This window comes from Bradyrhizobium jicamae (assembly GCF_018130695.1).
GTDB lineage: Bacteria > Pseudomonadota > Alphaproteobacteria > Rhizobiales > Xanthobacteraceae > Bradyrhizobium > Bradyrhizobium jicamae_B.
In genome coordinates this window covers 55183-80756 of the sequence record NZ_JAFCJX010000030.1, presented here as the reverse complement: position 1 = coordinate 80756, position 25574 = coordinate 55183, and the positions used below count along the sequence as shown (strand labels likewise).

Here is a 25574-nt window from a genome sequence, read left to right as displayed (position 1 = left end):
GCATGTGCGGAATCGCAGGCATCGTCAATCTGCGCGGCAACGCCGTCGAGCCGGCCGAGATTTCCCGGCTCACCAGCCTGATCGCGCACCGCGGTCCGTTCGGCGAGGGCACCTGGTTCAGCGCCGACCGGAGTCTCGCGTTCGGCCACCGGCGCCTGGCGATCATCGATCCCGGCGAGGGCGGGCGTCAGCCCATGGTCTCGGCCGATGGTCGCCACGTCATCGTGTATAACGGCGAGGTCTACAATTTCCTCGAGCTGCGCCGCGAGCTCGAGGCCAAGGGGGCGGTGTTCCGCAGCCAGTCGGACACCGAGGTGATCCTCGCCGCCTGGCAGGCGTGGGGCGAGGACATGCTGCCGCGTTTCAACGGCATGTGGGCGCTGGCGATCTTCGACACGGACAGCGGCGAGCTGTTCCTGGCGCGCGATCGCTTCGGCATCAAGCCGCTGCTGTACGCGCTGACATCAGAGCGCTTCGTATTCGCCTCCGAGCAGCGGGCGCTGGCACGCAGCGGGCTGATCGATGCGGCTGTCGACACCGACGTGGCGCGGCGGCTGCTGCTCGACGCCTTCGGCGTCGAGGGCAGCGCGCGCACGCTGTTCGCGCAAATCCGCCGCCTGCAGGGCGGTCATTGCCTGTGGCTGCGCGGGGGCAAGATCGAGATCCGCCGCTGGTGGCGGACCGTGGATCATCTGCCCGAGGTGCCCGGAAGCGAAGCCGATCGCGTGGCGCGCTTCCGCGAGCTGTTCCAGGACGCGGTCGGCTTACGGATGCGCAGCGACGTGCCGATCGGCACGTGTCTTTCCGGCGGCTTCGATTCCTCCGCCGTGATCTGCGCGATGGCGGATCACGAGAAGGCCGGCATGGGGCCGCGCGACTCGACGGCCTGGCGCCACGCCTTCGTCGCGACATTTCCAGGTGCTGCAAATGACGAGCGGCCGATGGCGGAGCAGGCGGCGGCCTGGGCCGAGGTCGCGCCGACCTTCCTCGAAATCGGCCGGGCGGATGCGCTGACCGACATCGATCAAATCCTCGACGACAATGACGATGTCTATATCGGGCTTCCGAGCGCTCCCTGGCTGATCTATCGCGAGCTCAGGCGCCATGACGTGACGGTGTCGCTGGACGGCCACGGCGCTGACGAGCTGATGGGCGCCTATCTGCAGGATGGGCAGGCGCGCGCGTTCCGGCTGCGCAACGCGGCCGCCGGCCTCGCCTCCCGTTCCTCGCTGGCGCGGCGCGGCGTCGATCTGTTGCGCGCGCTGACCCTCAGCGCGCGGGGACACTACTTCCTGCGCGGCGGCGTTGCCGGCATTCCCGCGCCGCTGGCGCTGATTGGTGACGATGACGTGCTGCCGCGCGAATGGGGCGACCTGAACCGGCGGCTGTACCGCATGTTTCATTCGACGGTGCTGCCCACCATCCTGCGCAATTTCGACCGTGTCTCGATGGCGCATGGCATCGAGGTCCGCATGCCGTTCATGGACTGGCGGCTGGTGACCTATACGATGGCGCTGCCGGAGAGCAGCAAGATGTCCGACGGCCAGACCAAGGCCGTCGCGCGGCGCGCGATGGCCGGTCTGATGCCCGACTCGATCCGTACCGCGCGGCGCAAGGTCGGTTTCAACTCGCCGATGCCTGAATGGCTGAATGGACCTCTGTCCGGCTGGACCTCCGCGCTGCTAGCTCGAGACGTGCCTGTCTTCACCGAGCTGGTCGACGAGACGCCGCTACGCGCGGCGGTCGACCGCCTGACCGTGTCAAAGGCGTGGGATTGGGAGACGGTCGGCCGGATCTGGCCGTATCTGAACATGAAATGGATGCTGGCGAGGTACGCCTGAACAATGCGCCTGTTCCAGAATAGCGGCCTCTACCCATCCTATGTCGCGCGGCTGAACCAGCTCGCGGCGAAGACCTCGCGCTTTGCCGAGCGGCGCGACGTGTTTCTCGACGACCGCTTCGGCGCGGCGCATTTCCTGCAGCCGGTGCTCGACGGATCACCCGACGCCTTCTTCACCAACGGCGACGATGAAATCCTGCAGCGCCGCTGGGCGCGCGAGCAGGGCATGGCCGGGGAGCCCGCGCTGGAGGCGATCCTGCTTGCCCAGATCGAGCATCACCGCACCGAGGTGTTTTATAATCTCGATCCGGTGCGCTATCCGAGCGCGTTCGTCGCCAAGCTGCCGGCCAGTGTGAAGGCGACGCTGGGCTGGCGCGCCGCGCCGTCAGGCAACGCGGATCTCACCGCCTATGGCGCGGTGCTCGGAAACTTTCCGTCGATCCTCGAATCCTGGCGCGCGAAGGGATGCCGGGCCGAACTTTTCTTCCCGGCGCACGATCCGGTGATGGATGAATACGGTCACGGCGAGCGGCCGATCGACATAGTATTCGTCGGTGGCTATTCGCGGCACCATCGCGAGCGGGCGCGGACGCTGGAGCGCGTGGCGAAGCTCGCAGACGCCTGGAACATCGTTTTCTGCCTTGACGCGTCACGGCTGACCCGGCTGGCGGAGAGCGCGATCGGCCGGCTGCTGCCGCTTGCGCGACATCGCCGTCCGGATGCCATTGCGGCGATCGCAAAGCCGCCGGTATTCGGGCGCGATCTTTACCAACTGATTGGTTCGTCGAAGATCGTCCTCAACGGCGCGATCGATATGGCAGGCCACGATCGCGGCAACATGCGTTGCTTCGAGGCGATGGGGTGCGGCGCGCTGCTGGTGTCAGATGCCGGGAAATACCCTCCGGGGATGCAGGCCGGCGTCACGATGGAGACATACGATAACCCTGCGGGCGTTGCAGGGATGATGGCGCGTTGCCTGCAGGATTGGCCGAAATCGGCGGAAATCGCCGCGCGTGGGCGTTCGCTGGTCGAGGAGACCTACAGCAAGGCCGCGCAGTGGCAGCTGTTTGGTGACCTCGTCGCCCGGCTCTAGCCGTGCTAGAGCATCCGCCACGATGGGCCCTCGATCGATCGCATGAACCTCGACTTCCTGATCCAGCGACTGACCGGTCGCAATTCGGACTATTTGATCCAGCGTCTGCTCGGCCGCGCGACCTGCCGGCTGCAGCCGGGGGCCGTGCTCGGTCCGAATGCGCGGATCAGGAACATCCGCGGCGACGCCGACAAGATCGTGGTTGGCGCCGAGAGTCGCATGTTCGGCGAGCTCATGACCTTCGGCCATGCCGGCGAGATCCGGCTCGGCGAATGGTGCTTCGTCGGCGAGGGGACGCGGATCTGGTCGGCGGCCTCGATCGAGATCGGCAACCGCGTGCTGATCTCGCATTCGGCAAACATCTTCGACAATCTGACCCATCCGATCGGCGCGCGGGATCGGCACGCGCAGGTGCGGCAGATCTTCAACCAGGGCCATCCGCGCAAGCTGTCGCTCGACGAAAGTCCGGTGAAGATTTGCGATGATGCCTGGGTCGGTGCCGGCGCAATGGTGCTGCGAGGCGTCACCGTCGGTGAGGGGGCGGTGGTGGCGGCGGGCGCGGTGGTGACCAAGGACGTTGCCCCGTTCACGATTGTCGCCGGCAATCCGGCAGTGCCGGTGCGGGAGCTCAGGTCCGATGAGCGCTGAGGGCAAGTTCACGACATGGGAGGAGGCGGTGGTCTGGCTGCGCAACCAGCCGGACCGGCGCCAGCTCGTGCGCGACGCCTTCTATGACGACCCGCTGATGGACGCCGCCGAGCGTTACTTTCAGAGCAGCGAGTGGCAGGCGGTCAAGGTGCTCATCAATGGGCATACCGGCGCCGCGCTCGACGTGGGCGCCGGACGCGGGATCGCGAGCTACGCGCTCGCGCGCAGCGGCTTCGAGGTGACGGCGCTCGAGCCCGACGGCAGCGCGATCGTCGGTGCGGCGGCGATCCGCGACCTTGCGATGCGCGCACAGCTGCCGATCGATGTGGTCGAGGAGTTTTCCGAACGGCTGCCGTTCGCGGATGCGAGCTTCGACGTCGTGTTCGCGCGCGCGGTGCTGCATCACATGCGCGATCTCGACGGCGCGTGCCGCGAGATGCATCGCGTGCTCAAGCCGGGGGGCCTGCTGATCGCGGCGCGTGAGCATGTGCTCAGCAAGGAGAGCGACCTGCAGGCGTTCCTCGACCAGCATCCGCTGCATCATCTCTATGGCGGCGAGCACGCCTATCTGCTCGACTGCTATCTCGGCGCGCTGAGGGGCGCCGGTTTTGCCGCGATCGAGACGCTGGCGCCGCTGCAGAGCCCGATCAACCTGTTTCCCTATACGATGGACACGCTGCGATCGGCGGTCGTCGACCGACTGACGCGGATGGTTCCGATCGCACCGCTGTGGCGGACGGCGTTCGCATCGCAATACGTCTTTATGTCAGTGCTGTCGCTAGCGGAGCGCTTTGACCATCGGCCCGGCCGGCTCTATTCGTTCGTCTGTCACAAGGCCTGAGCGATGACCATCTGGATCACCGGTGCGAACGGGTTCATCGGCCGCCATCTCGTCCGCGAGCTGGCGGAGGCCGGGCGCGTGGTGCATGGCGTCGGCCACGGCGCGCTCGATGCCGCCGAAGCGCACCGTCTGGGCCTGCAGTCCTGGATCAATGGCGAGGTCGATGCGGCCAATCTGAACGCGCTGGCGGCGGCGCACGGCTTGCCGTCGCAGGTCTTTCATCTCGCCGGCGGATCGTCGGTCGGGCTGTCGATCGAGCGTCCGTTCGAGGATTTTTCGCGCACGGTGACCAGCACCGCGCGCCTGCTCGAATGGCTGCGCGGCTCTGCGCCGGACAGCCGACTGATCGTCGTGTCGAGTGCGGCAGTCTATGGCGCCGATCATCCAGGCCCGATCACCGAAGACGCGATGCTGATGCCGATGTCGCCCTACGGCCAGCACAAGCAGATGATGGAGCAGCTCTGCCGCAGCTACGGCCACAGCTTTGGCGTTTGCGCAACCGTGGTGCGGCTGTTCTCTGTCTATGGGCCGAACCTGCGCAAGCAACTGCTCTGGGACATCTGCTCGCGGCTCGCCGCCGAGCCGCAAGTGCTCGCGCTTGGCGGCACCGGCGCGGAGATCCGCGACTGGACCGACGTTCGCGATGTCGCCCGCCTGCTGGCGCAGGTCGGTGAAGTTGCACCGCAGGACGGCTTTCGCGTCATCAATGGCGGTTCGGGGCAGGGCGCGAGCGTCGCGACGATCGCGGACAGCCTGATCCGGCATTTTGGATCGTCTGCGGTCGCGCGCTACTCCGGCGTCGCGCGGCCGGGCGATCCCGTCAGCCTGCTCGCGGACGATCGCCGGCTGCGCGAGATGACGTTCGACTGGCGGATCCCGCTCGAGCGCGGCCTTGCCGATTACGTCGACTGGTTCAAGGGCCAGCTCCGTGGCTGAGCCTGCGCCGCTGCGGATCGCCTTTACCAACATTCCGCGCCGGCTGTGGGCCGGCGGGCACAATTATCAGCGCAATCTGTTCGTGGTGCTGAGCCGCTATCGTCCCGGTGCGATCACGCCGGTGCTGTTCGCCGGGACCGACGACGATCCCGCGGAGATCGCGGCGCTCGCAGGCATTCCCGCCGTGGAGGTGGTGCGCTCGCCGGTGTTCGACCACGCGGCTGCGGGGCTTGCGCGCGTGGGCGGCGTCGCTCGTGCAGTTGCTTTTGGCCTGGATGGACCTGCCGTTGCCGAGTTCAAGGCGCGCAGGATCGACATGGTGTTCGAATCCGCGCGCTTCTTCGGCTGGCGGCTGCCGTTTCCGGCGATCGCCTGGTTCCCGGATTTTCAGCACCGCCTGCTGCCGCAGCTGTTTTCGAAGCGCGCCTTTTGGCGGCGCGAGGCCGGCTTCCGGATGCAGATCGCTTCAGCACGGCACATCATGCTGAGCAGCGAAAGCGCGCTCGGCGACTTCAGGCGGTTCTATCCGGGGCGATCCAACGGCGTGTCGGTGGTGCGCTTTGCGACAGAGCCGCCGTCCGGCTTGCTGACGGCCGATCCGGCCGAGGTGATCGCGCATCACGGCTTGCCGCAGCGCTATTTCTATCTGCCGAACCAGTTCTGGCGGCACAAGAACCATCAGCTGGTGATCGACGCGCTCGACCTGTTGAAACGACGCGGGCTGGACGTCGTGGTGGCCGCGTCGGGCAGCACGTATGATCCGCGCGAGCCGGACTACTTCGCGGCATTGATGTCGGAGGTCAAGACGCGCGGGCTGGATGCGAGTTTCCGGCACCTCGGCATGATTCCGATCGAACATGTCTACGCGCTGCTGCGGACATCACTGGCACTGATCAACCCGTCGCGTTGCGAGGGCTGGAGCACGACGGTCGAGGAGGCAAAATCGTTCGGCGTGCCGATGATCCTGTCCGAGATCGATGTCCATCGCGAGCAGACCGGCGGTGCCGCGCGCTACTTCGGCGTCGATGACGCGAACGCACTGGCGGAGCATCTGGCGGCGCTCTCGGCAGATGCCGGACCTATCGCTGCGCGCGAGTTGCGGCCTGATCTGGATGACCGCGTGAAGGCCTTCGTGGCCGATTTCGTCCACTTGGCGGATGCCGTGATGCAACGCGCAGGGACGCGATAGGCGTTCAGGTTTCTGTAGGTGGTTCGAGCCGCCCGCGAATTTGGCTATGCAGGTTCACTGCTGCTGATACCGGCGTGCGACGTCAACATCCCTCCGGCAACACCCACGCCGATGACATAGAGCCAGCCTTCATGGAAATCGAACAAATGGGAGTTCACCAGCGAACTGACAAGGTTCTGCACAACGACAATGAGACCGATCCAGGCAACATAGCTGCTCCGATTGAAGAACAGCATGAAGTGGACGTACCAAAGCGCAAACAGCACGAAGCAGCCCAGCAGGCCCCATTGCACCGCAACGTAGAGCGTCTGGCTGTGAGGGCTTCGGACGATATTGGCCCATTCACCGGTCTTGTGCTCCGCTGCTTTTGCGAGGATGTGACCGGTTGAACCCGTTCCATGGCCGAATATCGGAGCTTCGGCGATCGCCTGCGACGCCGTGCGCCAGTAGAAGAGCCGCTCTCCGCTCGACGTGGCAATATCGGTTTGCTGATCGAGCCGGTAATCGGCAATGGTCCGTGCGATCCGATCGCGCATGTATGGTGATGCAACGAGGGAGAGCATGACTATGCCGGTCCCTACGGCAAGGACCGGCAGGCAATATTTCCGATCCCAATACCTGACCGCAAAAACCACTGCCATGACAGGCCAGTACACAAACGCGATGCGAGCCACCACGACGAAGGTCATGTTGCACAGAAAGGCGAGAGATAGTGCCGCAAATGCCGCGACGAGATATCGCCTTTGCTTCTCCAGGAACGTCAGCAGCAGCGGAGCCAAAGCGAAACGCAAAGCGTGAACTCGTGGGTCTGGTCGATATAGTTTCGAACTGGAACTCCGTTCGTGTCGGTTGCGCTGATTTTCCATGCCGGTGCAAAGCTCACGATCCAGGACAACGCCATCAGGAGCGAGCAGGACGCCAGGAAGGCAATGAGAACCCAATGTCCCCGCTTGGATTGCGCAAAATGGTAGAGCAAGAGGGGGAGCACGACGAATTTGAAGAGGGGGGACATGCCTTGCAGCCGTACCACCCAGCTATCATCCGTCCACATCGTGCCGATCGCGGCCAACGCAACCAAGGCCAAAGGCACGAGGCTCGCGGGCCGCATGAGTGAGGCATAGAAAGATTTCGGGTCGATCATCGGAGCAATGATGAGCAGCCAAAGTCCGACGATCATGCTCACGAGCGACGTCGACCAGGGAAGCGCGGCTGCGATGGCGGCGGGATACAGGTCGGCGGCCAGGAGCCAAGGAGGCCATGCGGCAATCGTTGCTAGCAGACCCGCTGGCTTGCGAGAGGTGACCGCATCCGACATTCAAAACTGCTGTATCTTAAAAAGAAACCAAGCTGACCGAAGCCAGAACACTTCGAGTCAAGCACAATGCAAAATGGAGCACAATGCTACCAATGCACGTAGCGCAACACGTTCGCCGTGATTGACGTTCACGGCTTCGGGATCGCGGCCCTGGACTGCCTTCCATTCGTCCGTGGATCTGGGCCGTCACCGGCCGAAAGAAGATGGATCTGCCGGAAGACAGCCGGCACCCCGGTGGAAATCTCGAGGCCTCCTGACGCTGCACAATATGGTTTTCACTCCGGCGCGAAGATCGTGCGCGGGGTGACATACCAGATCGCAAACAGCAGGATCGTGCCGTGGCTCACCATGGTGACGGTCAGCGGCACATTCATGATGATCTGCGGGATCATCGACGCCGAGACCAGAACGAAGCCCGGCGGCAGGCCGGCCGCGGCGCGGTTGCCGATCGCAACGATCAGGCCGCAGACGAGCGCGGCGAGCGGCGCGAGATAATGGCCGACTGACGCGACGCCTTCGGTCGCGAACAGCGAGGCGTTGAGGTTGCCGAACCCGTAGGTGTTCTGCATCACGATGGCCAGCGGATACTGATACGGGCACCCGGCCAGCGCCTTGATCACGCCGATCTGGCAAAAATAGGTGTGGGGGTGGCTGGCGAAGAAGTCGTTGTAGACGTCGATCGCGGAAGATTGCACCGCAATCATTCTGATGTTGACAAGATAAAAGTACGCCATAATCGTCTGATGCTCGCGCAGCAGCATCAGACCGACGCCGATCGACATAGGCACCAGCAGCGACAGGATGACTACGGTCCGGGCGGCAAAAAATCTGGAGCCGATCCAGACCGCGAGCACCCAGAAGGGTGCAAAGAACGCCAGCTTGCTCAGCGTGATCGGATAGAACAGCGGGAAGATCAGGAGCGTAATCGCCGCCTTCCAGTAGGACCGCAGCACCAAATAGCCGGCGAAGGCCAGCGGCAGCAACGCATTGGGAACGATGCCGATCAGATAGCGCAGGACCGCTGGATAATTCAACTCGCTGCGGAAATCGTACATCTGCGACAGTGACACCAGCCTGAAATGCAGGCTCGAGGCGATCGCGACGGTCGCGAGCGCCAGCACCAGGATCGCAGTCAGCAGATGCTCGAAATTGCGGCGCGACAGCACCAGGGTCTGCTTCAGCGGCGCATGGACCAGCAGGGCCGGCAGCAGGAACAGCAGGGCCGAGACGGCAGCCGAGAGCCCTGCGACCCGGTGGTCGTAATCGTACCGGCTGAAGCAGTTCAGCCAGAGGAAACCCGCGGCGACTGTGAACAAATAGAAGCCGGTGAAATAGCCGAAGGTGAAGGGGGCGATCGCGAACAGCATCCCAACTGCGGAGAATGTCGCGCTCACGCCGATGGCATAGGCGAGATGCCCTCGGTCGAACAGAACGTAAGATTGATAATCGGCCACGATGATGAGCGACACGCAACCGATGGCGACGTGAAGCAGAACTGCGATGAATATCTTGTAGCTGAATGCGGTGGCGGCCGGTTCATGCTCAGCCCGATCCTCGGTGTTGCCCCTGTAATTGGTCTTTGAGATATCCCGCATTTTTGTTTCCGGACCTTGCCACAGCACGCAAGCGATACAGTTCGGCTGACAAGCCGTCAGGAATGCTGCCTCAGATTGCTTCTCATGTTGAAAACGAGGAGGAAGCACCAAGGAGGATGATGCGAACAATCAGTTGACCGCGAGCACCAACCCAACCGTCAGGCTCGAAGCCTCTGGGCATGGCGCGAGCGTCGCCACGAAATGTCAACATGAACGAGATGCCCCCACCAATGTCATCTAGCTTCAACCGGGGCGTGAAATCAATCGCAAATTCGCTCGTATAATTGAGGATTGCGGGGTAGGTTCCGGTCTGCGCCAACGTGAATCTACTGGCGCGGGACAACAGCCCAATACAGCCGGCCGTTGGTCCTTGGATCCGAGTTGTCACTGGTCGAAAAGAAAATGTACTTGGAAACCTTCCATTCCGAGTTCCGACGGTCGTTAACGAACATGGATCTACCACGGCCAACAGTTTTCAACTCAGTGTAGGAGGAGTGATTGGGCCCGAGGGGTTTATCGCCCTCGTAGACAATGACAGGCGTCGTTTGGCTGTTGTCGTCGTCATCAACGTGTTGCGACATCGTAAAGATCTGGCTTCGATAACCAAATCCTCCAATTGATTCGAATTTCAGAAGCCGTTCAATCTGGGCACCATTAGGCTCGCGGACGTGGGCGTAGTCTTTATGAACCCACAACGCGATGGGAAGGTAGAGGAGAAATATCGTCGTGCAAGCCAGCAAAAGGGTCAGGCCGCTCTTCGGCTTTTCAGCGGGGCCGGTCGGTAGCTCGGCGGCCAGCGTTTCGATCGCCCGTCGCGCATCGGGACGTGCACCTTCGGCAAACTCAAGCGCCTGTTCGCTGAGACTTTTTTTCGTCACGAAAGCCAATCCTGTCGAGGATGGTCACTCTACACCCTGAAATTGACTGAAGCTAGCTTGACGCCCGCCGGAATTTTCTGAGTTCCTGACATGGCAAGCAGGAGCAACCTGGCATCACGTTTGAGCGAAGATCGTGCGCGGGGTGATGTGCCAGATCGCGAACAGCAGGATCGTGCCGTGGGTCACCATGGTGACCGTCAGCGGCACGTTCATGATGATCTGCGGGATCATCGACGACGAGACCAGCACGAAGGCCGGCGGCAGTCCGGCTGCGACGCGGTTGCCGATCGCGACGATCAGGCCGCAGGCGAGCGCGGTGAACGGGGCAAGATAGTGGCCCACTGACGCGACGCCCTCGGTTGCGAACAGCGAGGCGTTGAGGTTGCCGAACCCGTAGGTGTTCTGCATCACGACGGCCAGCGGATCCTGATACGGGCAGCCGAACAGCGCGTTGATCACGCCGACCTGGCAAAAATAGGTGTGCGGGTGGTTGGCGAAGAAGTGGTTGTAGATGTCGATCGCCGATGCCTGCGTGGCGATCATGCGGATGTTGACGAGGTTGAAAAAGGCCAGCGCGGTGTCGGTGCCGACCAGCAGCATGAGTCCGACACCGATCGACATTGGCACCAGCAAGGACAGGATGACGATGGCCCTTGCCGCGAGTAATCGGGAGCCGATCCAGACTGAGAGCACCCAGAACGGCGCAAAGAACGCCAGCTTGCTCAGCGTGATCGGATAGAACAGCGGGAAGATCGCCAGCGCAATGGCGGCCTTCCAGTAGGACCGCAGCGCCAGGCAACCGGCGAAAGCCAGCGGCAGCAACGCATTGGGAACGATGCCGATCAAATAGCGCAGGATCATCGGATAGTTCAGCTCGTTGCGGAAATCGTACATCTGCGACAGCGACGCCAACTTGAAATGCAGGCTCGACGCGGCAGCCACAGTCGCGAGCGCCAGCACCAGGATCGCGGTCAGCAGATGCTCGAAATTGCGGCGCGACAGCACGAATAGCTGTTTCAGCGGTGCGTCGATCAGCAGGGCCGGCAGCAGGAACAGGAGGGCGGAGAGGGCGGCCGACAGCCCCGCCAGCGTGTGATCGTACTTGTACTGGCTGAAGCAGTTCAACCAGAGGAAGCCCGAGACGACCGTGAACAGATAGAAGCCGGAGAAGTAGCCGAAGCTGAACGGCGCGATCGCGAACAGGATCGCAAGCGCGCCGAATGCCGCGCTCACGCCGATGGCAGAGACGAGATATTCCCGGTCGAACAGCATGTAGGATTGGTGCTGTGACACGATGATGAGCGACACGCAGCCAACGGCGACGTGGAACAGGAGCAGAGCGAGCAGCCGCGCATCGAACCTGCTCGCGGCCGGCGCGAGCCCGGTGCCGGCCGTATCGCGCGCGCTATGGTCCGACTTGAGCATCGCGCGCGGCGATCACGCCAGTTCCAGCGTGCGCTTGAAATAGGCGATGGTTTCCTTCAGCCCGTCTTCGAGCGCGACCCTGGGCTGCCAGTCGAGTTCTGCCTTGGCCTTGGTCAGATCGGGCTGGCGCTGCCGCGGATCGTCCTGCGGCAGCGGCTTGAACACCAGCTTGGAGCGCGAGCCGGTGAGCTGGATGACCTTTTCGGCGAGCTCGCGGATCGTGAACTCGGAATTGTTGCCGATGTTGATCGGGCCGGTGACGTCCACCGCCGTCGCCATCAGCCGGGTGATCGCCTCGACGAGATCGTCGACATAGCAGAACGAACGGGTCTGGCCGCCGTCGCCGAACACGGTGATGTCGTCGCCCTTCAGGGCCTGAACGATGAAGGACGACACCACGCGGCCGTCGTCCGGCTGCATGCGCGGGCCGTAGGTGTTGAAGATGCGCGCGACCTTGATCGGCAGGCCGTGCTGGCGCAAATAGTCGAAGAACAGCGTCTCGGCGCAGCGCTTGCCTTCGTCGTAGCAGGAGCGGATGCCGATCGGGTTGACGTTGCCCCAGTAGTCCTCGGTCTGCGGATGAATCAGCGGATCGCCATAGACCTCGCTGGTCGAGGCCTGGAAGATGCGCGCCTTCAGCCGCTTGGCGAGGCCGAGCATGTTGATCGCGCCGTGCACGCTGGTCTTGGTGGTCTGCACGGGGTCGCGCTGATAGTGGATCGGCGAGGCCGGGCAGGCGAGGTTGAAGATCGCGTCGACCTCGACATAGAGCGGGAAGGTGACGTCGTGGCGGACCGCCTCGAACAGCGGGTTCTGCAGCAGGTGCGCGATATTGCGGCGGCTGCCGGTGAAGTAGTTGTCGACCGAGACCACCTCGGCGCCCTCGGCCAGCAGCTTTTCGCACAGATGCGACCCAATGAAGCCCGCGCCGCCGGTGACGAGGATTCGGCTGGTCTTGTAGTCCTTGAACGCCATCGGAATTCCAGTCGTCGGTTTCAGGTGTGGGCGCGCGGGCTGCGCGGAGAGCGGGCGAGTAATCTACCAGAATCTTGACGCGGGAGCCTATCGCTTCCGCAACACCAGCGACGGCTGCCGGGCGCGGGCGACATGCTCCATCGTGTAGGCTTGCGGATGGGCATTGAGAAACTCGCGCACCGCCACCGTCTCGCCGGGATAGCTCTGGTAATTCCACTCGTCGAACACGAAGATGCCGCCCGAGCAGAGCCGGTCATGCAGGCCGTCCAGGATCGCCTTGGTGGATTCGTAGAGGTCGGTGTCGCAGTAAACCATCGAGAACGACAGGCCCTGGTCCCGATTCAACAGCTCGGGCAGCGTGTTCTCGATATAGCCCTTGTGGATCGTGATGGTGTCCTGCAGGCGGTACAGCGCGATGAAGGCTTCGAGCTCGGCGAGATTGCCGGCATAGCGGCCGCGCTGCGCGGTCGCGTCCGCATCCTGCGCGCTGAACTGCGTCAGTCCCTCAAAGCTGTCGAAGGAGTGCACGACCTTCTGGCCCATCGGATCGAAGATCTGGAGCAGCTTCGTCATGAACATCAGGTTGCCGCCGCGCCACGAGCCGAACTCGGCAATGTGGCCGGGAACGTTGAGGACGCTGCGCAGCAGGTCCGAGATCGCGATGAAGCGCGAGAGGTTGGCCACGCCGCAATAGAGCGGCCAGTGATCGATCACCGACCACAATTCCCGCGGGCCCAATTCCTGTGACAGCGCCTTGCGCTCTGAGAGGTAGGTGGCGTCTTCCTTGGCGAACTTCATGATTTCCTCCAGGATCCCGTCAGATCCGCGCGCGGAGGCGTTCCGGCGCGGGGGCTTGCGACCCCGCGTCGTCGACCACCGCCAGCAGATCATTGGCGACGAGCTTTTCGACGATATCGAACAGGTCCCACATCGGGACCCGGATGATCTCCGCAATCTGCAGGAGATCGTTCGTGCCGTCGGCATAGGCAAGCACATGCATCATGTTCCTGACATGATCCGCACTGCCTTTCATCGAGATTGTCGGATAGAGGCCGCGTTTGCCGAGTTGCGGCTCGCCAAGCACGGTGGCCTGATAGGTTCGGTTGGCCTCGAGACAGGTGACGCATCGCACCATCGCCGAGAGCGCGCCGTGCAGGCCTGCCGGCGTCACCAGGCTGAGATCATCGAGCGACGAATGATACTCGGGATAGGTGCCGTATTTCGAGCGCATCACCGAGCAGAGCGGCAGGTCGATGCCCGGCGCGCAGTATTGTCGCTCATCGCTGCCGCGATCAAGGAACGAGTAGCTGCGGAAATCCGGCGCGACGTGACGCAGCACGTGCAGCGCGACGCGGTCGGCAATGGTGTTGCCGCGGCGCGAGGGCAGGTAGGAATAGGCGCGCTCGTCGCCGACGCAGGAGAGGTTGAACCCGGCTTTGACGTTTTCTCTCAGATGCGCGGCATTGCGGCTGAGATAGGCGATCGAACCGATGGTTTCGGGGATGAAGACAAAACGGTAGCTGTAGCGGCGCGGCGCCGAGCTGATCCATTTGGCGAGCCAGGTCGCGACCATCGGGCCGGACAATTCGTTGTTGGCCATCGAGGGGTGGCAGACATAGGTCGAGACAAAGATCTCGGTCGCCTCCGCACCGGGCACGAAGAGCTCGCCGTAGCTCAGATGTCCCGGCGCGAGTGTCGTGTCGATCACGGCGCGGTACTGACCGGGCTGGAGTTGCTCGCGGAGCCGGTGCGGCAGGCAAAAGCCCCAATGCTTGCGGTAATAGGAGGTGACGTAGGGGATCGCGTCCGGCTGCTCCGGCAGCGAATAGAGATGGGGCTGGAGATCTTCGAGGCTGAGCGTCGTGTCGACCGGAATCGAATAGCCGACGACATGCAGATTGTGGTCGGCGAAGTCGACGACGGTGCGCCCGTTCGGATCGATCAGGCGGGCCGAACGGATGTTCCATTCGTCGGGAATGATCCAGTCCAGCACCTGCGTGCCGGAGGCAATCTCGCTGATCGCAAGGCCCGGCAGATGCTGCTTGATGCGCCGGAGCGTCTCGCGCGTTCCCTCGCCGGTGATGCTGCGGCAGATCGGAAACAGCTCGCGCGCGAAGGCGTGCATCGCTTCGCCGGCCGCCATGTCAGGTGCGGCGAAAGCTGCGGTGGGTTCAGCCATGAGCCTTCGCCTTCAACTTCTGGGCACAGAGCGCAACGAGATCGTCGTAGCGGTGCGAGGATTCGATCTCGGTCGATTTGAAATGCAACCCAAGCTGGGACTCGATCGCGAGGATGAGCTCGATGTGCTTCAGCGAATCCCAGCCCGGCGTGAGATCAAGCCCGCCGCCGCGCAATTCATGATTGGCGGGCAGCCGGAGCGCGGAGCGGACCGTTGGCGCGATCGGGTCGGGGAGGGAAGCCGAGGTCTGTGGCGCGGCCGCTGGAGCAGGCTGTGCTGCGGCCGCGTGATGTTCGGGAGCGGCAACCGGCCCCGAATGAAAACTGAACTTGCCGCGCGACTGCGATCGCGGCTCCAGGAACACGGTATTTCCCGGCGCCTCGTGCGCGGCCACGAGCTCGACCAGCGCATCGGCGACCTCGGCGGGCAGCAGCGCTGTGTCGGCCTCCGACCGATAGGCCTCGGAGAAACGCGTCGCGACATAGCCGGGCGCCAGCGTGTAGCCGCGCACGCCATAGGAGGCGAAACGACGTTCGACGGCGTCGATGAGGTTCATCGCCATGGCTTTTGCACCGGAATAGGCTTCCCATCCCGGGATGGCGGCGCGGACGGCGGTTGAGCCGAGCAGCACGATCGCGCCGCGCTGGCGGGCGAGCATCCCCGGCACGACGGTGTCGGCAATCTCGCGCAGCGCCGAGAAATTGACGGTGACCAACTGGTCGACGGGCGCCATCACGGCGGGCGAGGCGGCATGAACGACGAGATCGAGGTCGTCGGTCTCCGCGAGCGCAGATGTCAATGACTTCAGGCCATCAGGCTTGCCGAGATCGCAGCCGATGAATCGCGCGTCGGCGCCGGTCGGCGCGAGCATTTTGGTGAGCTTGTCGCGCCGCGCATCCGGGCCGCGATCCCCGAGCAACAGTCGCCAGCCGGCGCGCGCCAGCGCCAGCGCGAGAGCGCTGCCGATTTCGCCGCTGGCGCCGGTGACGAGCGCGGTTGCCTTGTCCGCGTGGCGGATCAGATCTGACGGTCCTGACGTCCACGCCTGGCTGCGGGCCTGAACCCGCATCGCGGCATCGAGCACGACATCGCTGCCGCGCAGCGCCAGGACCCGCAGGGTCAGGATCCGATGGCTCTCATTGATCGCGACGATGCGCGCGGAATAGCGCAGGCGTTCGCCGTAGCGGACGGTCTTGACCGCCTTCACCTCGTGCCCGAGATAAAGCGAGGGCTCGCCGGGGAAGATCATGCCGGCGATCGCCGATAATGGTGCCAGCGTGAGATGCAGCGGCACGATCAGCGCGCCGTCGGCGGCATGCGCGGTCGCATAGGCCTGATCGCAATGCAGCGGGTTGGTATCGCCGCTGAGCCTTGCGAAGGCCACAAAATCGTCCTGCGAGAAGCTGCGCTCGAAAACGGCGTAGTCGCCGACGCGGAACTGGTCGAACGTCATCATGGATGTCATCGCGTCGCCCGGGACGACGGCGCGTCGGCCACCCGCTCCACGGCCTGTCCGTCGTTGATGGTGAGCCAGGCGGGCGCGGCCGGTGCCTGATCGCTGGCCCTGATCCATTCGCCGGATGAGGCTTCCTGCAGGAAGCCGGCATCGCGGAACACGCCGCGCACCGGCGTGTTGCGTTCGGTCTCGACGATGAAGCCGCCGAGGCCGTTCCAGCCGCGCTGCAGCGCGCGCGCCAGCGCCCAGTTGAGGATGGCGGGCTCCAGGCCGCGGCCGAGCACGCGGCAGGACAGCAGGAAGTTGTCGACCACACCCCAGCCGCGTCGCTCCGGATGCGGCTTGAGGATCAGCAGGCCAATGTTTTCGGCGCCGGTGTATTTGTCTTCCAGTCCGACCACGACCACGTCACCGCCGGCCGCGCCGATCGCCGTGAGCTGAGATTTGTCGTAGCGGCGCGTCGTGGTGTTGAACTGGTTGGTCTTCTGGCTGAGCTGCGCGGCGCGTGCGATATTGCCGCTGTCGAGCGGCTTCAGATGCAGCGTCATGCCGAGGCTGGCGTAAAAATCCTCGATGTTGACGGCCTTGCGGCGCTGCTGCTCGATCGCGCTGCGTGCGCGATAGCTGTCGGCGCGCTTGAGGTCCTCCGCCGTGACCGACACCACGTCGAGCCACGGGCATTCTTCCAGCGCCGCGACATAGCCTGCAGGATCGTCAGGCAAGTCGAGAATCTTGACCGCGGGGAGGTTGCGCTGCATCTGCTCGCGCTCGACTCTGTTGTCGTCGATCAGCAGCACCGACTCCAGGCCAAGGCTCAGCTCCTCACAGATCTCCTGCAGGTTCTGCCATTTCGGCTGCCAGTTGATGCGATGGCTGGCGACGTCGCTACTTCGGAGCTCCATCGCCGGATGCTCGTCGATCATCTTCAGTGCGAGATCGGTGTCGTTCTTGCTGACGATGGCAATTGCGATGCCGCGCGCCGTTAATCGCTTCAGCGCGCGCTGGAACTCGGTAAAGGCGTTGCCAGGATAGTCGCCGCCGAGCTGCACGCCCTCGATGCCGTCCTCACCGAGCACGCCGCCCCACATCGTGTTGTCGAGATCGAGCGCGATCAGCCGCGTGCTCTTGCCGATCGCAGCGAGGATCAAGCCGGCGCAGCGCCGCGCGAGTTGCCGGGAGAACGGCTCGGAATAGGGGAAGCGGCCCATCAACCACAGCCGGCTGTCGGTGATCGGGCCCGCGGCGCGCGCGGTCTCGCCGGCGACATCGAGCCAGACCAGTTGGTCGACGCCGGCCAGCGCTGCGCCGAGTTCGGCGTTGAGCCGATCGACCAGCGCGGCAAGCTCGCGACCGTTGGCACCGAGCGCGTGGCTTGCATGCGCGAAGCGGAACGCGATGGTCCACCCCTTGTGGCGTGCGGCATGCTGCTGGATCAGATCGCCGTAGGCGACGACGCGTTCGCGCAGCGCATCGGCGCTGATCGCCTCGATGGTCGTCGATGCCGCCAGATCCTCGAGGCGGTCGACGAAGATCGACACCTCAGGCGCAAATTGCGCGAGATCGGAGTTTGGGTTCAGGATCTCCTGCGGCAACTGGCCGAAGGGAACGGTGTGATAGGTGACGCGGCGCCCGACCAGCAGGCTGCCGAGCTTGCCTTCCAGCGCCGAACGCAGGCGCTCGACGTTGGAATGGCCGAGCAGTGCGACGCGCAGCGGTTGCGCCGTAGCCGCTTCCTTGCGCTTGGCCAGCTTGAACGCGATTTCCGGCGCGTGCTTCACATGCGCGAGCACGTCCTTGCCGAGCTGCTCGTTGCAGGCGCCGGCAAGCGCCTTGACCGGCGTCGCCTCGATGCGGCCGCGCCACAGCTCGCGCGTTGCGACCGCGCCCTGCGCCCGCAACGCGGCGACGGCGGGGGAGAAATCATTCGCGGCATTGATCTCGAGATCGCGCACGAACATGCGTGCGGTGGCCGTCTCCTCGGTGCGGCCGATGCGGCGCTGTCCGGAGAAGTCCTTGAAGTAGCGGTAGGGGACGTCAGCGAGTTCTTCGTAGCGATGAAACTGGGTGCAGAACTTCCAGTCGCATCCGAACATCACGAGCGTCGAATCGTGACGCTCGAAGAACTCGAAGGGACTGCCTTCGCCAAATGTGGTCTTGGCTTGCAGCGCCAGGATCTGGTCGGCGAGGGGACCCGCGACTACGAACGAATAGATCGGATGCGAGGTGCGGCGCGCCTGGGTGAGGCCGGTCAGCGCCCAGTCGGCGAGGACGCCGACTTCGGAGGGGCTGGACTGAAGATCGAACGGCTTGCCGCCGCAGAAACTGAAGGTGAAGGCCGGCAGCGCGATGGTCCAGCCGGCTTGCACCAGCGTGTTCAGTGCCGCCACGACGTCCCAGCGGCTGAGATCCTTGGGCGGCACCAGACCGGAGATCGAGGAGTGGATCACGAGGAGGCCGGGCTGCGGGGGAATGACCGCGCGCAACGCGCCCAGCAGTTCCTGCCGGTAGGGTATCTCGGCCACATTGTCTGATGCCATAGGTCGAGAGGTCCGTTGCATGCCAAGCCAAGGAAGCTATTAGCACTTTTCGCCGTTTATGGAAGCCGGACCTGCTCCCGCAAATGGTCGCTTCCGCAAGGTGAGACCGGTCCGGAATTTCATCCAGCCGACAGGGTGGTCGAGGCGTCAAAACTCGCGCCGCTTCAGCCAGGCCCGCGTCGCCCAATGGGCAAAGCACCAGCCGGATTTGACGAGGGAGAGGCGCTCGACATTGCGGTAGATGTGCCAGACCCAGCCGGCGGAACGGGCGCGGCGGCTGGAAACCGAGACGCCGCGGACGCGGTAGCGCGCCAGGTCCTCGTTCAGGCCATGGGCGACAGGGCCGTGTTTGAGGATGCTGAGCCAGAGACAGAAGTCGTCATAGGGCTCGTTCTTCATCGCGACCGGGCCCGAGACCTCGCGGTCGACCATCGCGGTCAGGGTCGCAATCGAAGTGTTCTTCAACAATTGCTCGTAGTTCAGCTGCTCCGGAACCGTGATCAGCCGTCCCGTCACCGTGCCGGCTTCGTCGATGCGGCGGAAGGCGGTGTAGCTGATCGCGGCGCGCTTCTCCTTGGCGAACGCGATCTGTCGCTCGAGCTTGGTCGGCAGCCAGAGATCGTCGCTGTCGAGGAAGGCCAGGAAACGGCCGCTGGCCTGATCGATCGAGGCCTGCCGCGCCAGCGCCGGGCCGCCGTTCTTCGCCTGCCGGATCAGCTTGATGCGGGGATCGCGCGCCGCGGCCTCCTCGATCAGCGCTGGCGTGCGGTCGGTCGAGCAATCGTCGGCGATCAGGAATTCCCAATCGGTAAAGGTCTGCGCCTGCACCGAGGCGAGGGTCTCGCCGATGAAGCGCTCGACGTTCCAGGACGGCGTGATGATGGAGACGAGCGGCATCGTGTCGCCTTCAGGCTTTCGCTGGCGCAGAGATCGCCGACGCCAGCGTCGCGGCGAAGGTGTCGAGCTGCGCGGGATTATCGATATAGAGCTCGCCCGGCACGGATTTGCGCCAGGCAGTCTCGAAATAGGGTGCGGCCTGCGACGGATCGAAGCCGGGCGCGGCGAGCGCATCGCGCAACCGTTGCGGCACGTCCTTCAGCCTGTCAGCGGTGAACACCAGCGGACAGGTGCGGTAGAAGGCGTCACCCATCACGACGACCGGCTTGCCGAGCAGCACGGCCTCGGCGCCGGACTTGCTGTTGACGGAGACCACGGCATCGGCGCGGCCCAGCACCGCGTAATTGTTGGTCTGCGGCGGCAGCAGCACGAAATTGTCAAAGCGCCGCGCCAGCTCGAAGAAGCGGCGCGACGAGATCGCGCCGATCTGCGCGGGATGCTCCTTGACGACGAGGACGTGGGTGTCCGGAATCGTGCGCAGCAGAAAGTCGATGGTCGCGACCTGGTCGAGATATTCGGGCGAGCGCAAGGTCAACGCCATGTCGGCCGGCACGTGCAGCGGATAATAGACGAACCGCGCGTCCGGCATCGGCTGGTAGAGATTCTTCAACCGTGTCGCGTTCAGGGCCATCTCGGCATGGACGCGGGCGTGACGGAGGTTGTGGCCGAACTCCTGGTGCTTGCCGAGTGCGTACTGGTCCCACAGCTTCTCGGCGAGCCGCCGTGAATTCCTCAAGTTCGCGACCTTCTTGAACGCGGCGGAGTAGTGATGCTTGTCCTTCTGCGGAATCACGATGGCGCGCTGGTTCAGCGTTTCGTCGAGATAGGCCCGCACATCCGCCGATACGCTGTCGGCCGGCTGTGCCATGGTGTCGGGTGCGGCAAAGCTGTCCGGCGTGTAATAGAGACGGCCGCGGAAGAAGGATGGTTCGATGAACCAGTTGCGGATGCCACGCTTTTTCGCGGCGTAGAACGCGGCGATGACGGAGAGGAAGCCGCCGAGCTCCTGCACGACGACGGCTTTCTTGCCCTGCGCCGACAGTGCGTCGAGCGCGCGCTCCATGGCATTGGCGTAGATCATGAAGCGGCGGCGCAGCGCGGCGCTGTCGCGGATGCCGAAGGTGACGCGCTCATGGCTGAACAGGAAGTTGGTGCCATCAAGCCCGTAGTCGGCAAGCCGCGCCTCGAACGCCTTGCGGTCGTCGACCTCCGATCCGCCGTCGAGCCCGCTGCGGTACATGTTGACGACAGAGACGCCCTGCGCCTCCGCCATCTCCGCGCTGCGGTCGTCGAAGGCCAGCAACTGCACGTCGCGGCCGGCGCGCTGCAGCCGCTGCGCCACCGGAATCCAGAACCTTGTCTGGTATTCGGCGAGCGTGGTGATCAGGATGGTCTCGGCGGCGGACATCGGGGGGCGGACGTTGCGTGACAATGGGGTGAAAGCTAAAGTAGCGGCGGCTTCGGCAACGACGCGCAGAAACGCTGTTGTTCAGCCAGAAGTCAGCGGCCAATATCGCAAGTTGGCGGCGATCACAACCATCACGACGGGCCGATTCGGCCTGAAATCCGTTCGTTTCGGGACGTTCTCAATTTGAATGACATGAGCGCTGCCAAGCGGGTGGTATTTCGCGTCGATGCCTCCATCGAAATGGGCATGGGGCACCTGATGCGCTGCCTGTGTCTCGCCAATGCGCTGGCGGAGGGGGGAACCCGGGCGCTGTTCCTGATCCGCAGTCATGCCGCGAAGCTTGCGACGCTGATCGAGGCCAACGGGCACGCGGTCAGGCCATTGCCCGATCCGGAACAGGCCGGCGCCGCCACGTCCTGGTTGCCGACGAGTTGGCAGCATGATGCCGAGCAGACGGGGCAAGCGATCAGCGAGGCCGGTGCGGCGGACTGGCTTGTCGTCGATCACTATGGGTTGGATGCGCGCTGGGAGCGGCTGCAGCGCACGCAGGTGCCGCGCATTCTTGTGATCGATGACGTCGCCGATCGCCCGCACGATTGCGATCTCCTGCTCGACCAGAATCTGGTTGCGGCGATGGAAACCCGTTACGCCAAGCTCGTGGGTGCGACATGCATGCCACTGCTCGGCCCGCGCTATGCGCTGCTGCGTCCGCAATTCGCCGAGGCGCGGCGGCAGCTTCCCCCGCGCAGCGACGAGTTGCGGCGGATCCTGATCTGCCATGGCGGATCCGATCCGACCAACGAGACAGCCAAGGCACTCACCGCCATCAGGCATCTCGCAGCCAACGGTCTTGCCGTCGATGTCGTGATCGGCCCAAGCAATCCGCACGGCAGCGAGGTCGCCGCACTATGCCAGGCCCTGCCGGACGTCGAACTGCATCGCGGCGCCGACGACATGGCCGGGTTGATGGCACGGGCCGATCTCGCGATCGGAGCCGGCGGTATCATGAACTGGGAGCGCTGCTGCCTCGGGTTGCCGACAATCGCGACCGCTATTGCCGACAACCAGGTCGGAGGGCTGACGGCCCTCGCGCGGGCAGGGGCGGTCGACTATCTCGGCCACGCCGGGACAGTCGACAGCGCGCAGTTGGCGGACGCGATCGCCGCGCTGAGGCGGGATGCGGGGCGGGTGCGCGCGATGGGCGCGGCGGCGCTGTCCCTGGTCGACGGGCAGGGCGCGGACCGCGTCCGCGCAGCGATGAGTTCCCTGCCGTTCTGATCACGGATCTTGCCGGGCGATCCGGGTTCTTGAATTTGTTTCGACTTTTCAATGGGAAGAACCCGCCGGAGGTGGTCGCCGTCGGTTGACTAGTCCGGGGCGCCAGCCTATTTGGAGCGGTGGACGGGGTTGGTGCAATGGGCCATTTTCGGATACGACCGGCCACGAAGGACGATGCGCGACTGTTGTTCGGGTGGCGCAATGAGGAGTCGACCCGGATGATGTCCAAGAACAAGGACACGGTCGACTGGAATGACCATGTGGGGTGGCTCGATCGTCGGCTCGCGCTGGCCGATCCGAATCTTTTCATTTTCGAACTCGATGAAAAGCCGGTCGCCACATTCAGGATCGACGGGGAAGACGTGTCCTATACGGTCGCGCCCGAGCAACGCAATCGCGGCATCGCGAAGCTGATGCTGAATGAAGTCAGGTCGCGGTTCGGGCGTCTTCGCGCACAGGTCTATGCCGACAATGTGCCGTCGATCAAAGTTGCCCAGACCGCGGGATTCGAAGTGGTGATAATCGATGTCTGAGCCGATGAATCGGCTGGTCGCGCCCGCAGCCCGTGGACGTGTCAGGAGCAAGTGATGACGGAGAGCATTTCGATTGCCGGTCGTTCGATCGGCCGGGCGCATCGCCCCTTCATCATCGCGGAGATGTCCGGCAATCACAATCAATCGCTGGAGCGCGCGCTCGCGATCGTCGACGCCGCAGCCGCGTCCGGGGCGCATGCGCTGAAGCTGCAGACTTACACCGCCGACACCATGACCCTCGATCTCGGCGAAGGCGAATTCTTCATCGACGATCCCAATAGCCTGTGGCGCGGGACCTCGCTGCATAAGCTCTATCAGGAGGCCTATACGCCCTGGGAGTGGCACAAGCCGATCTTCGCGCGCGCCCGCGACCACGGCATGATTCCGTTCTCAACACCGTTCGATGCGACCGCAGTCGACTTTCTCGAAGAGCTCGAGGTCCCCTGCTACAAGATCGCCTCGTTCGAGAACACCGATCTGCCGCTGATCCGGAAGGTCGCAGCGACCGGCAAGCCGATGATCATCTCGACCGGCATGGCGACGGTGGCCGATATCGACGAAGCGGTGCGCGCCGCCCATGAGGCCGGCTGCAGGGATCTGATCCTCTTGAAGTGCACCAGCACCTATCCGGCGGCGCCCTCGGACACCAATCTGCTGACCATCCCGCACATGCGCGCGCTGTTTGGCTGCGAAGTCGGTCTGTCCGACCACACGTTCGGCATCGGCGCCGGCGTCGCCAGCGTCGCGCTCGGTGCGACCGTGATCGAGAAGCATTTTACCCTGGCACGCGCCGACGGCGGGGTCGATTCGACCTTCTCGATGGAACCTGCCGAAATGGCGGCGCTGGTCGTCGAGACCGAGCGTGCCTGGATGGCACTCGGCCAGGTCCACTACGGGCTGACCGAGAAGGAAAAGAAATCGCAGGTGTTCCGCCGCTCGCTTTACGTCGCCGAGGATCTCGCGCCGGGCGATGCCTTGACGGAACAGAACCTGCGGATCATCCGCCCGGGCCTTGGGCTGCCCCCGAAATATTTCGAGACGCTGCTCGGCAAGCGCGTCGGCCGCGCGGTGCGCAAGGGAACGCCGATGAGCTGGGACCTGCTGACCTCGACCGAGGATGCGGCACCTGCGGAACGGCAGGCGAGGAACGCACGTGCCTGACCAGCCGCATATTTGCCTGATCGTCGATAATCCGCTGCGCGATCTCGAAGGCCTGGTGCTGCTCGGTCGGCAACTCGCGACCCGCGGCGCCAGGGTGACGCTGGTGCCGATGTACGAGCAGGGGTTCGATGTCCCGGCGCTTCGGCCCGATCTCGTCGTGGTCAATTACACGCGCCCGAACAACGCCGATCTGATCAAGTCCTACAAGCGTGCCGGCATCCTGGTCGGCGTGCTCGATACCGAGGGCACCGGCGGCAAGAATGCCGATCAGTTTGCCGAGATCGTCAAGACCACCGGCTGCCCGGATCTCGTCGACTTCTACTGCGTCTGGGGGCAGGCCCAGTACGTCGCATTCCGCGATCACGGCACCGTGCCGGAGAAATTGCTGCACGCCACCGGGTGTCCGCGGTTCGATTTCTGCGCGGCGCCGTGGCGTGAGGCGCTGCCGAGGCCGTCGATCGGTTCCGGCTATGTCCTGATCAATACCAACTTTCCCGTCGCCAATCCGCGCTTCTCCAGCGGCCCGGCGCACGAGGAACAGGCGATGATCGACGTCGGCTACACGCCGGAGTTCGCCCGCCAGTTCGTCACCGAATCGGCGCAGGCCTATCGCGCGGTGCTCGACACCTCGATCCGCCTGGCGCAGCATTTCGCCGATACGCAGTTCGTGCTGCGTCCGCATCCGTTCGAGAATATCCATTCCTATGACCGGCTGGCCGAGCTGCCGAATGCCCACGTCATCCAGCACGGCACCTCGCTGGAATGGATCAACGGTGCGCGGCTCTTGATCCACCAGAATTGCTCCACTGCGCTCGAAGCCGCGATGCTGCAGGTCGAGCCGTTGAGCATGGAGTGGTTCAACACGCCGTCGCTGCGTCTGGAGGCACCGACCTCGGTCAGCCGCAGCACGACCTCCGAGGCCGAACTGTTCGAACTGGTCAGGCTCGGGCTTGACGGTCAATTGCCGCCGCCCGCGCCGCAAGTTGCGGCGGCGCGCAGGCAGATCATCGGTGATCTCTATACCGCCGCCGACGGCGCGAGCGCGTCCCGCGTGGCCGATGTCGTTCTCGCGGCCATCGAGGCGGCGCGGCGCGGTGAGCGGGTCACGGCGGCGACCGGCCGGCCGTCGCTGCGCGGCGCCGTCGCCGGTGCGGTCCGTCGCACCCTCGGCTATCAGGCGAGTTCGGCGCTGCGCCGCAGCTATGGCTCGGCGGAGAACGAGCGGCGCCGTGCCGGCAAGGCCTTTGCGGTCGAGGCCGTGAATTCGGTGCTGCGGCGCGTCGACGCGGCGTCGGCCGACGGCCGCCGTTTCGCCGCCGCGCGCGCGGCCGGCCACTCGGCGCGCGCGATGAGCGGCATGAGCCTGCAGCTGACGGAAGCGAACTGACCG

Annotated in this window: 22 protein-coding genes; 10 read left to right on the top strand and 12 right to left on the bottom strand. The window is 64.3% G+C overall.

Annotation, left to right across the window (positions count from 1 at the left end):
* The first annotated feature begins 2 nt into the window (after nucleotides 1-2).
* From asnB to JQ604_RS33140, 6 genes are read left to right on the top strand one after another with little or no spacing between them, the layout of a single operon-like run.
* Nucleotides 3-1841 carry an asparagine synthase (glutamine-hydrolyzing) gene (asnB, locus tag JQ604_RS33165; RefSeq protein WP_212364928.1) on the top strand — a complete coding sequence of 613 codons (1839 nt, stop codon included), beginning with the start codon at nucleotides 3-5 and terminating at the stop codon, nucleotides 1839-1841.
* A 3-nt stretch (nucleotides 1842-1844) separates the two neighbouring features.
* Complete coding sequence (locus JQ604_RS33160) at nucleotides 1845-2933, top strand: glycosyltransferase (protein WP_212364927.1); 1089 nt, start codon at nucleotides 1845-1847, stop codon at nucleotides 2931-2933.
* Between the two features lie 42 nt (nucleotides 2934-2975).
* Nucleotides 2976-3581, top strand: a complete 606-nt coding sequence (locus tag JQ604_RS33155) for an acyltransferase (protein ID WP_212364926.1) — start codon at nucleotides 2976-2978, stop codon at nucleotides 3579-3581.
* Nucleotides 3571-4422: a class I SAM-dependent methyltransferase gene (locus JQ604_RS33150; RefSeq protein WP_212364925.1), complete on the top strand. Its 852-nt coding sequence runs from the start codon at nucleotides 3571-3573 to the stop codon at nucleotides 4420-4422. Before JQ604_RS33155 ends, JQ604_RS33150 begins: the two co-directional genes overlap by 11 nt.
* A gap of 3 nt (nucleotides 4423-4425) precedes the next feature.
* A complete protein-coding gene (locus JQ604_RS33145) occupies nucleotides 4426-5358 on the top strand; it encodes an NAD-dependent epimerase/dehydratase family protein (RefSeq protein WP_212364924.1) in 933 nt (310 codons plus the stop codon).
* On the top strand, nucleotides 5351-6547 hold the full coding sequence (locus JQ604_RS33140) for a glycosyltransferase family 4 protein (protein WP_212364923.1): 1197 nt from the start codon (nucleotides 5351-5353) through the stop codon (nucleotides 6545-6547). The genes JQ604_RS33145 and JQ604_RS33140 overlap by 8 nt, the downstream gene beginning before the upstream one ends.
* 44 nt (nucleotides 6548-6591) lie before the next feature.
* Here the strand turns inward: JQ604_RS33140 and JQ604_RS33135 are convergent, their stop codons facing one another.
* The 12 genes from JQ604_RS33135 to JQ604_RS33080 all read right to left on the bottom strand — a co-directional run bounded on the left by JQ604_RS33135 (nucleotide 6592) and on the right by JQ604_RS33080 (nucleotide 21212).
* Entirely contained in the window at nucleotides 6592-7338 is a 747-nt protein-coding gene (locus tag JQ604_RS33135) for an O-antigen ligase family protein (RefSeq protein WP_212364922.1), read from the bottom strand.
* A complete protein-coding gene (locus JQ604_RS33130) occupies nucleotides 7308-7862 on the bottom strand; it encodes a hypothetical protein (RefSeq protein ID WP_212364921.1) in 555 nt (184 codons plus the stop codon). The genes JQ604_RS33135 and JQ604_RS33130 overlap by 31 nt, the downstream gene beginning before the upstream one ends.
* A gap of 275 nt (nucleotides 7863-8137) precedes the next feature.
* Entirely contained in the window at nucleotides 8138-9457 is a 1320-nt protein-coding gene (locus tag JQ604_RS33125) for a hypothetical protein (RefSeq protein ID WP_212364920.1), read from the bottom strand.
* Between the two features lie 326 nt (nucleotides 9458-9783).
* Complete coding sequence (locus JQ604_RS33120) at nucleotides 9784-10335, bottom strand: hypothetical protein (protein ID WP_212364919.1); 552 nt, start codon at nucleotides 10333-10335, stop codon at nucleotides 9784-9786.
* A gap of 114 nt (nucleotides 10336-10449) precedes the next feature.
* Nucleotides 10450-11760, bottom strand: a complete 1311-nt coding sequence (locus JQ604_RS33115; protein WP_212364918.1) for a hypothetical protein — start codon at nucleotides 11758-11760, stop codon at nucleotides 10450-10452.
* 12 nt (nucleotides 11761-11772) lie between these two features.
* Entirely contained in the window at nucleotides 11773-12735 is a 963-nt protein-coding gene (locus tag JQ604_RS33110; protein WP_212364917.1) for a UDP-glucuronic acid decarboxylase family protein, read from the bottom strand.
* Between the two features lie 87 nt (nucleotides 12736-12822).
* On the bottom strand, nucleotides 12823-13533 hold the full coding sequence (locus JQ604_RS33105) for a TylF/MycF/NovP-related O-methyltransferase (RefSeq protein WP_212364916.1): 711 nt from the start codon (nucleotides 13531-13533) through the stop codon (nucleotides 12823-12825).
* A 19-nt stretch (nucleotides 13534-13552) separates the two neighbouring features.
* Entirely contained in the window at nucleotides 13553-14914 is a 1362-nt protein-coding gene (locus JQ604_RS33100; RefSeq protein ID WP_249159015.1) for a DUF4910 domain-containing protein, read from the bottom strand.
* Nucleotides 14907-16370 (bottom strand): SDR family NAD(P)-dependent oxidoreductase, encoded by a 1464-nt coding sequence (locus tag JQ604_RS33095; protein ID WP_212364915.1) that lies wholly within the window; start codon nucleotides 16368-16370, stop codon nucleotides 14907-14909. The genes JQ604_RS33100 and JQ604_RS33095 overlap by 8 nt, the downstream gene beginning before the upstream one ends.
* A 5-nt stretch (nucleotides 16371-16375) precedes the next feature.
* A complete protein-coding gene (locus tag JQ604_RS33090) occupies nucleotides 16376-18907 on the bottom strand; it encodes an HAD-IIIC family phosphatase (RefSeq protein ID WP_212364914.1) in 2532 nt (843 codons plus the stop codon).
* 147 nt (nucleotides 18908-19054) lie between these two features.
* Nucleotides 19055-19804, bottom strand: a complete 750-nt coding sequence (locus JQ604_RS33085) for a glycosyltransferase family 2 protein (protein WP_212364913.1) — start codon at nucleotides 19802-19804, stop codon at nucleotides 19055-19057.
* Nucleotides 19805-19814: 10 nt separating this feature from the next.
* Nucleotides 19815-21212 carry a capsule biosynthesis protein gene (locus JQ604_RS33080; protein ID WP_212364912.1) on the bottom strand — a complete coding sequence of 466 codons (1398 nt, stop codon included), beginning with the start codon at nucleotides 21210-21212 and terminating at the stop codon, nucleotides 19815-19817.
* 192 nt (nucleotides 21213-21404) lie between these two features.
* Here JQ604_RS33080 and pseG point away from each other — a divergent pair, with 192 nt between their 5' ends.
* The 4 genes from pseG (at nucleotide 21405) to JQ604_RS33060 (ending at nucleotide 25571) form a co-directional block, all read left to right on the top strand.
* Nucleotides 21405-22490 carry a UDP-2,4-diacetamido-2,4,6-trideoxy-beta-L-altropyranose hydrolase gene (gene pseG, locus JQ604_RS33075; RefSeq protein WP_212364911.1) on the top strand — a complete coding sequence of 362 codons (1086 nt, stop codon included), beginning with the start codon at nucleotides 21405-21407 and terminating at the stop codon, nucleotides 22488-22490.
* Between the two features lie 137 nt (nucleotides 22491-22627).
* A complete protein-coding gene (locus JQ604_RS33070; protein ID WP_212364910.1) occupies nucleotides 22628-23023 on the top strand; it encodes a GNAT family N-acetyltransferase in 396 nt (131 codons plus the stop codon).
* Nucleotides 23024-23077: 54 nt separating this feature from the next.
* A complete protein-coding gene (gene pseI, locus JQ604_RS33065; RefSeq protein ID WP_212364909.1) occupies nucleotides 23078-24184 on the top strand; it encodes a pseudaminic acid synthase in 1107 nt (368 codons plus the stop codon).
* Nucleotides 24177-25571: a surface carbohydrate biosynthesis protein gene (locus tag JQ604_RS33060; RefSeq protein WP_212364908.1), complete on the top strand. Its 1395-nt coding sequence runs from the start codon at nucleotides 24177-24179 to the stop codon at nucleotides 25569-25571. Before pseI ends, JQ604_RS33060 begins: the two co-directional genes overlap by 8 nt.
* The last annotated feature ends 3 nt before the right edge of the window (nucleotides 25572-25574 follow it).

Bases quoted from the DNA above. Each gene is read 5' to 3' on its own strand.
- JQ604_RS33085 (WP_212364913.1), bottom strand. From the start codon at position 19,804: ATGCCGCTCGTCTCCATCATCACGCCGTCCTGGAACGTCGAGCGCTTC.
- JQ604_RS33110 (WP_212364917.1), bottom strand. From the start codon at position 12,735: ATGGCGTTCAAGGACTACAAGACCAGCCGAATCCTCGTCACCGGCGGC.
- asnB (WP_212364928.1), top strand. From the start codon at position 3: ATGTGCGGAATCGCAGGCATCGTCAATCTGCGCGGCAACGCCGTCGAG.
- JQ604_RS33150 (WP_212364925.1), top strand. From the start codon at position 3,571: ATGAGCGCTGAGGGCAAGTTCACGACATGGGAGGAGGCGGTGGTCTGG.
- JQ604_RS33095 (WP_212364915.1), bottom strand. From the start codon at position 16,370: ATGATGACGTTCGACCAGTTCCGCGTCGGCGACTACGCCGTTTTCGAG.
- JQ604_RS33090 (WP_212364914.1), bottom strand. From the start codon at position 18,907: ATGGCATCAGACAATGTGGCCGAGATACCCTACCGGCAGGAACTGCTG.
- JQ604_RS33145 (WP_212364924.1), top strand. From the start codon at position 4,426: ATGACCATCTGGATCACCGGTGCGAACGGGTTCATCGGCCGCCATCTC.
- JQ604_RS33155 (WP_212364926.1), top strand. From the start codon at position 2,976: ATGAACCTCGACTTCCTGATCCAGCGACTGACCGGTCGCAATTCGGAC.
- pseG (WP_212364911.1), top strand. From the start codon at position 21,405: ATGAGCGCTGCCAAGCGGGTGGTATTTCGCGTCGATGCCTCCATCGAA.
- JQ604_RS33125 (WP_212364920.1), bottom strand. From the start codon at position 9,457: ATGCGGGATATCTCAAAGACCAATTACAGGGGCAACACCGAGGATCGG.
- JQ604_RS33070 (WP_212364910.1), top strand. From the start codon at position 22,628: ATGGGCCATTTTCGGATACGACCGGCCACGAAGGACGATGCGCGACTG.
- JQ604_RS33080 (WP_212364912.1), bottom strand. From the start codon at position 21,212: ATGTCCGCCGCCGAGACCATCCTGATCACCACGCTCGCCGAATACCAG.
- JQ604_RS33105 (WP_212364916.1), bottom strand. From the start codon at position 13,533: ATGAAGTTCGCCAAGGAAGACGCCACCTACCTCTCAGAGCGCAAGGCG.
- pseI (WP_212364909.1), top strand. From the start codon at position 23,078: ATGACGGAGAGCATTTCGATTGCCGGTCGTTCGATCGGCCGGGCGCAT.
- JQ604_RS33115 (WP_212364918.1), bottom strand. From the start codon at position 11,760: ATGCTCAAGTCGGACCATAGCGCGCGCGATACGGCCGGCACCGGGCTC.
- JQ604_RS33160 (WP_212364927.1), top strand. From the start codon at position 1,845: ATGCGCCTGTTCCAGAATAGCGGCCTCTACCCATCCTATGTCGCGCGG.
- JQ604_RS33130 (WP_212364921.1), bottom strand. From the start codon at position 7,862: ATGTCGGATGCGGTCACCTCTCGCAAGCCAGCGGGTCTGCTAGCAACG.
- JQ604_RS33100 (WP_249159015.1), bottom strand. From the start codon at position 14,914: ATGGCTGAACCCACCGCAGCTTTCGCCGCACCTGACATGGCGGCCGGC.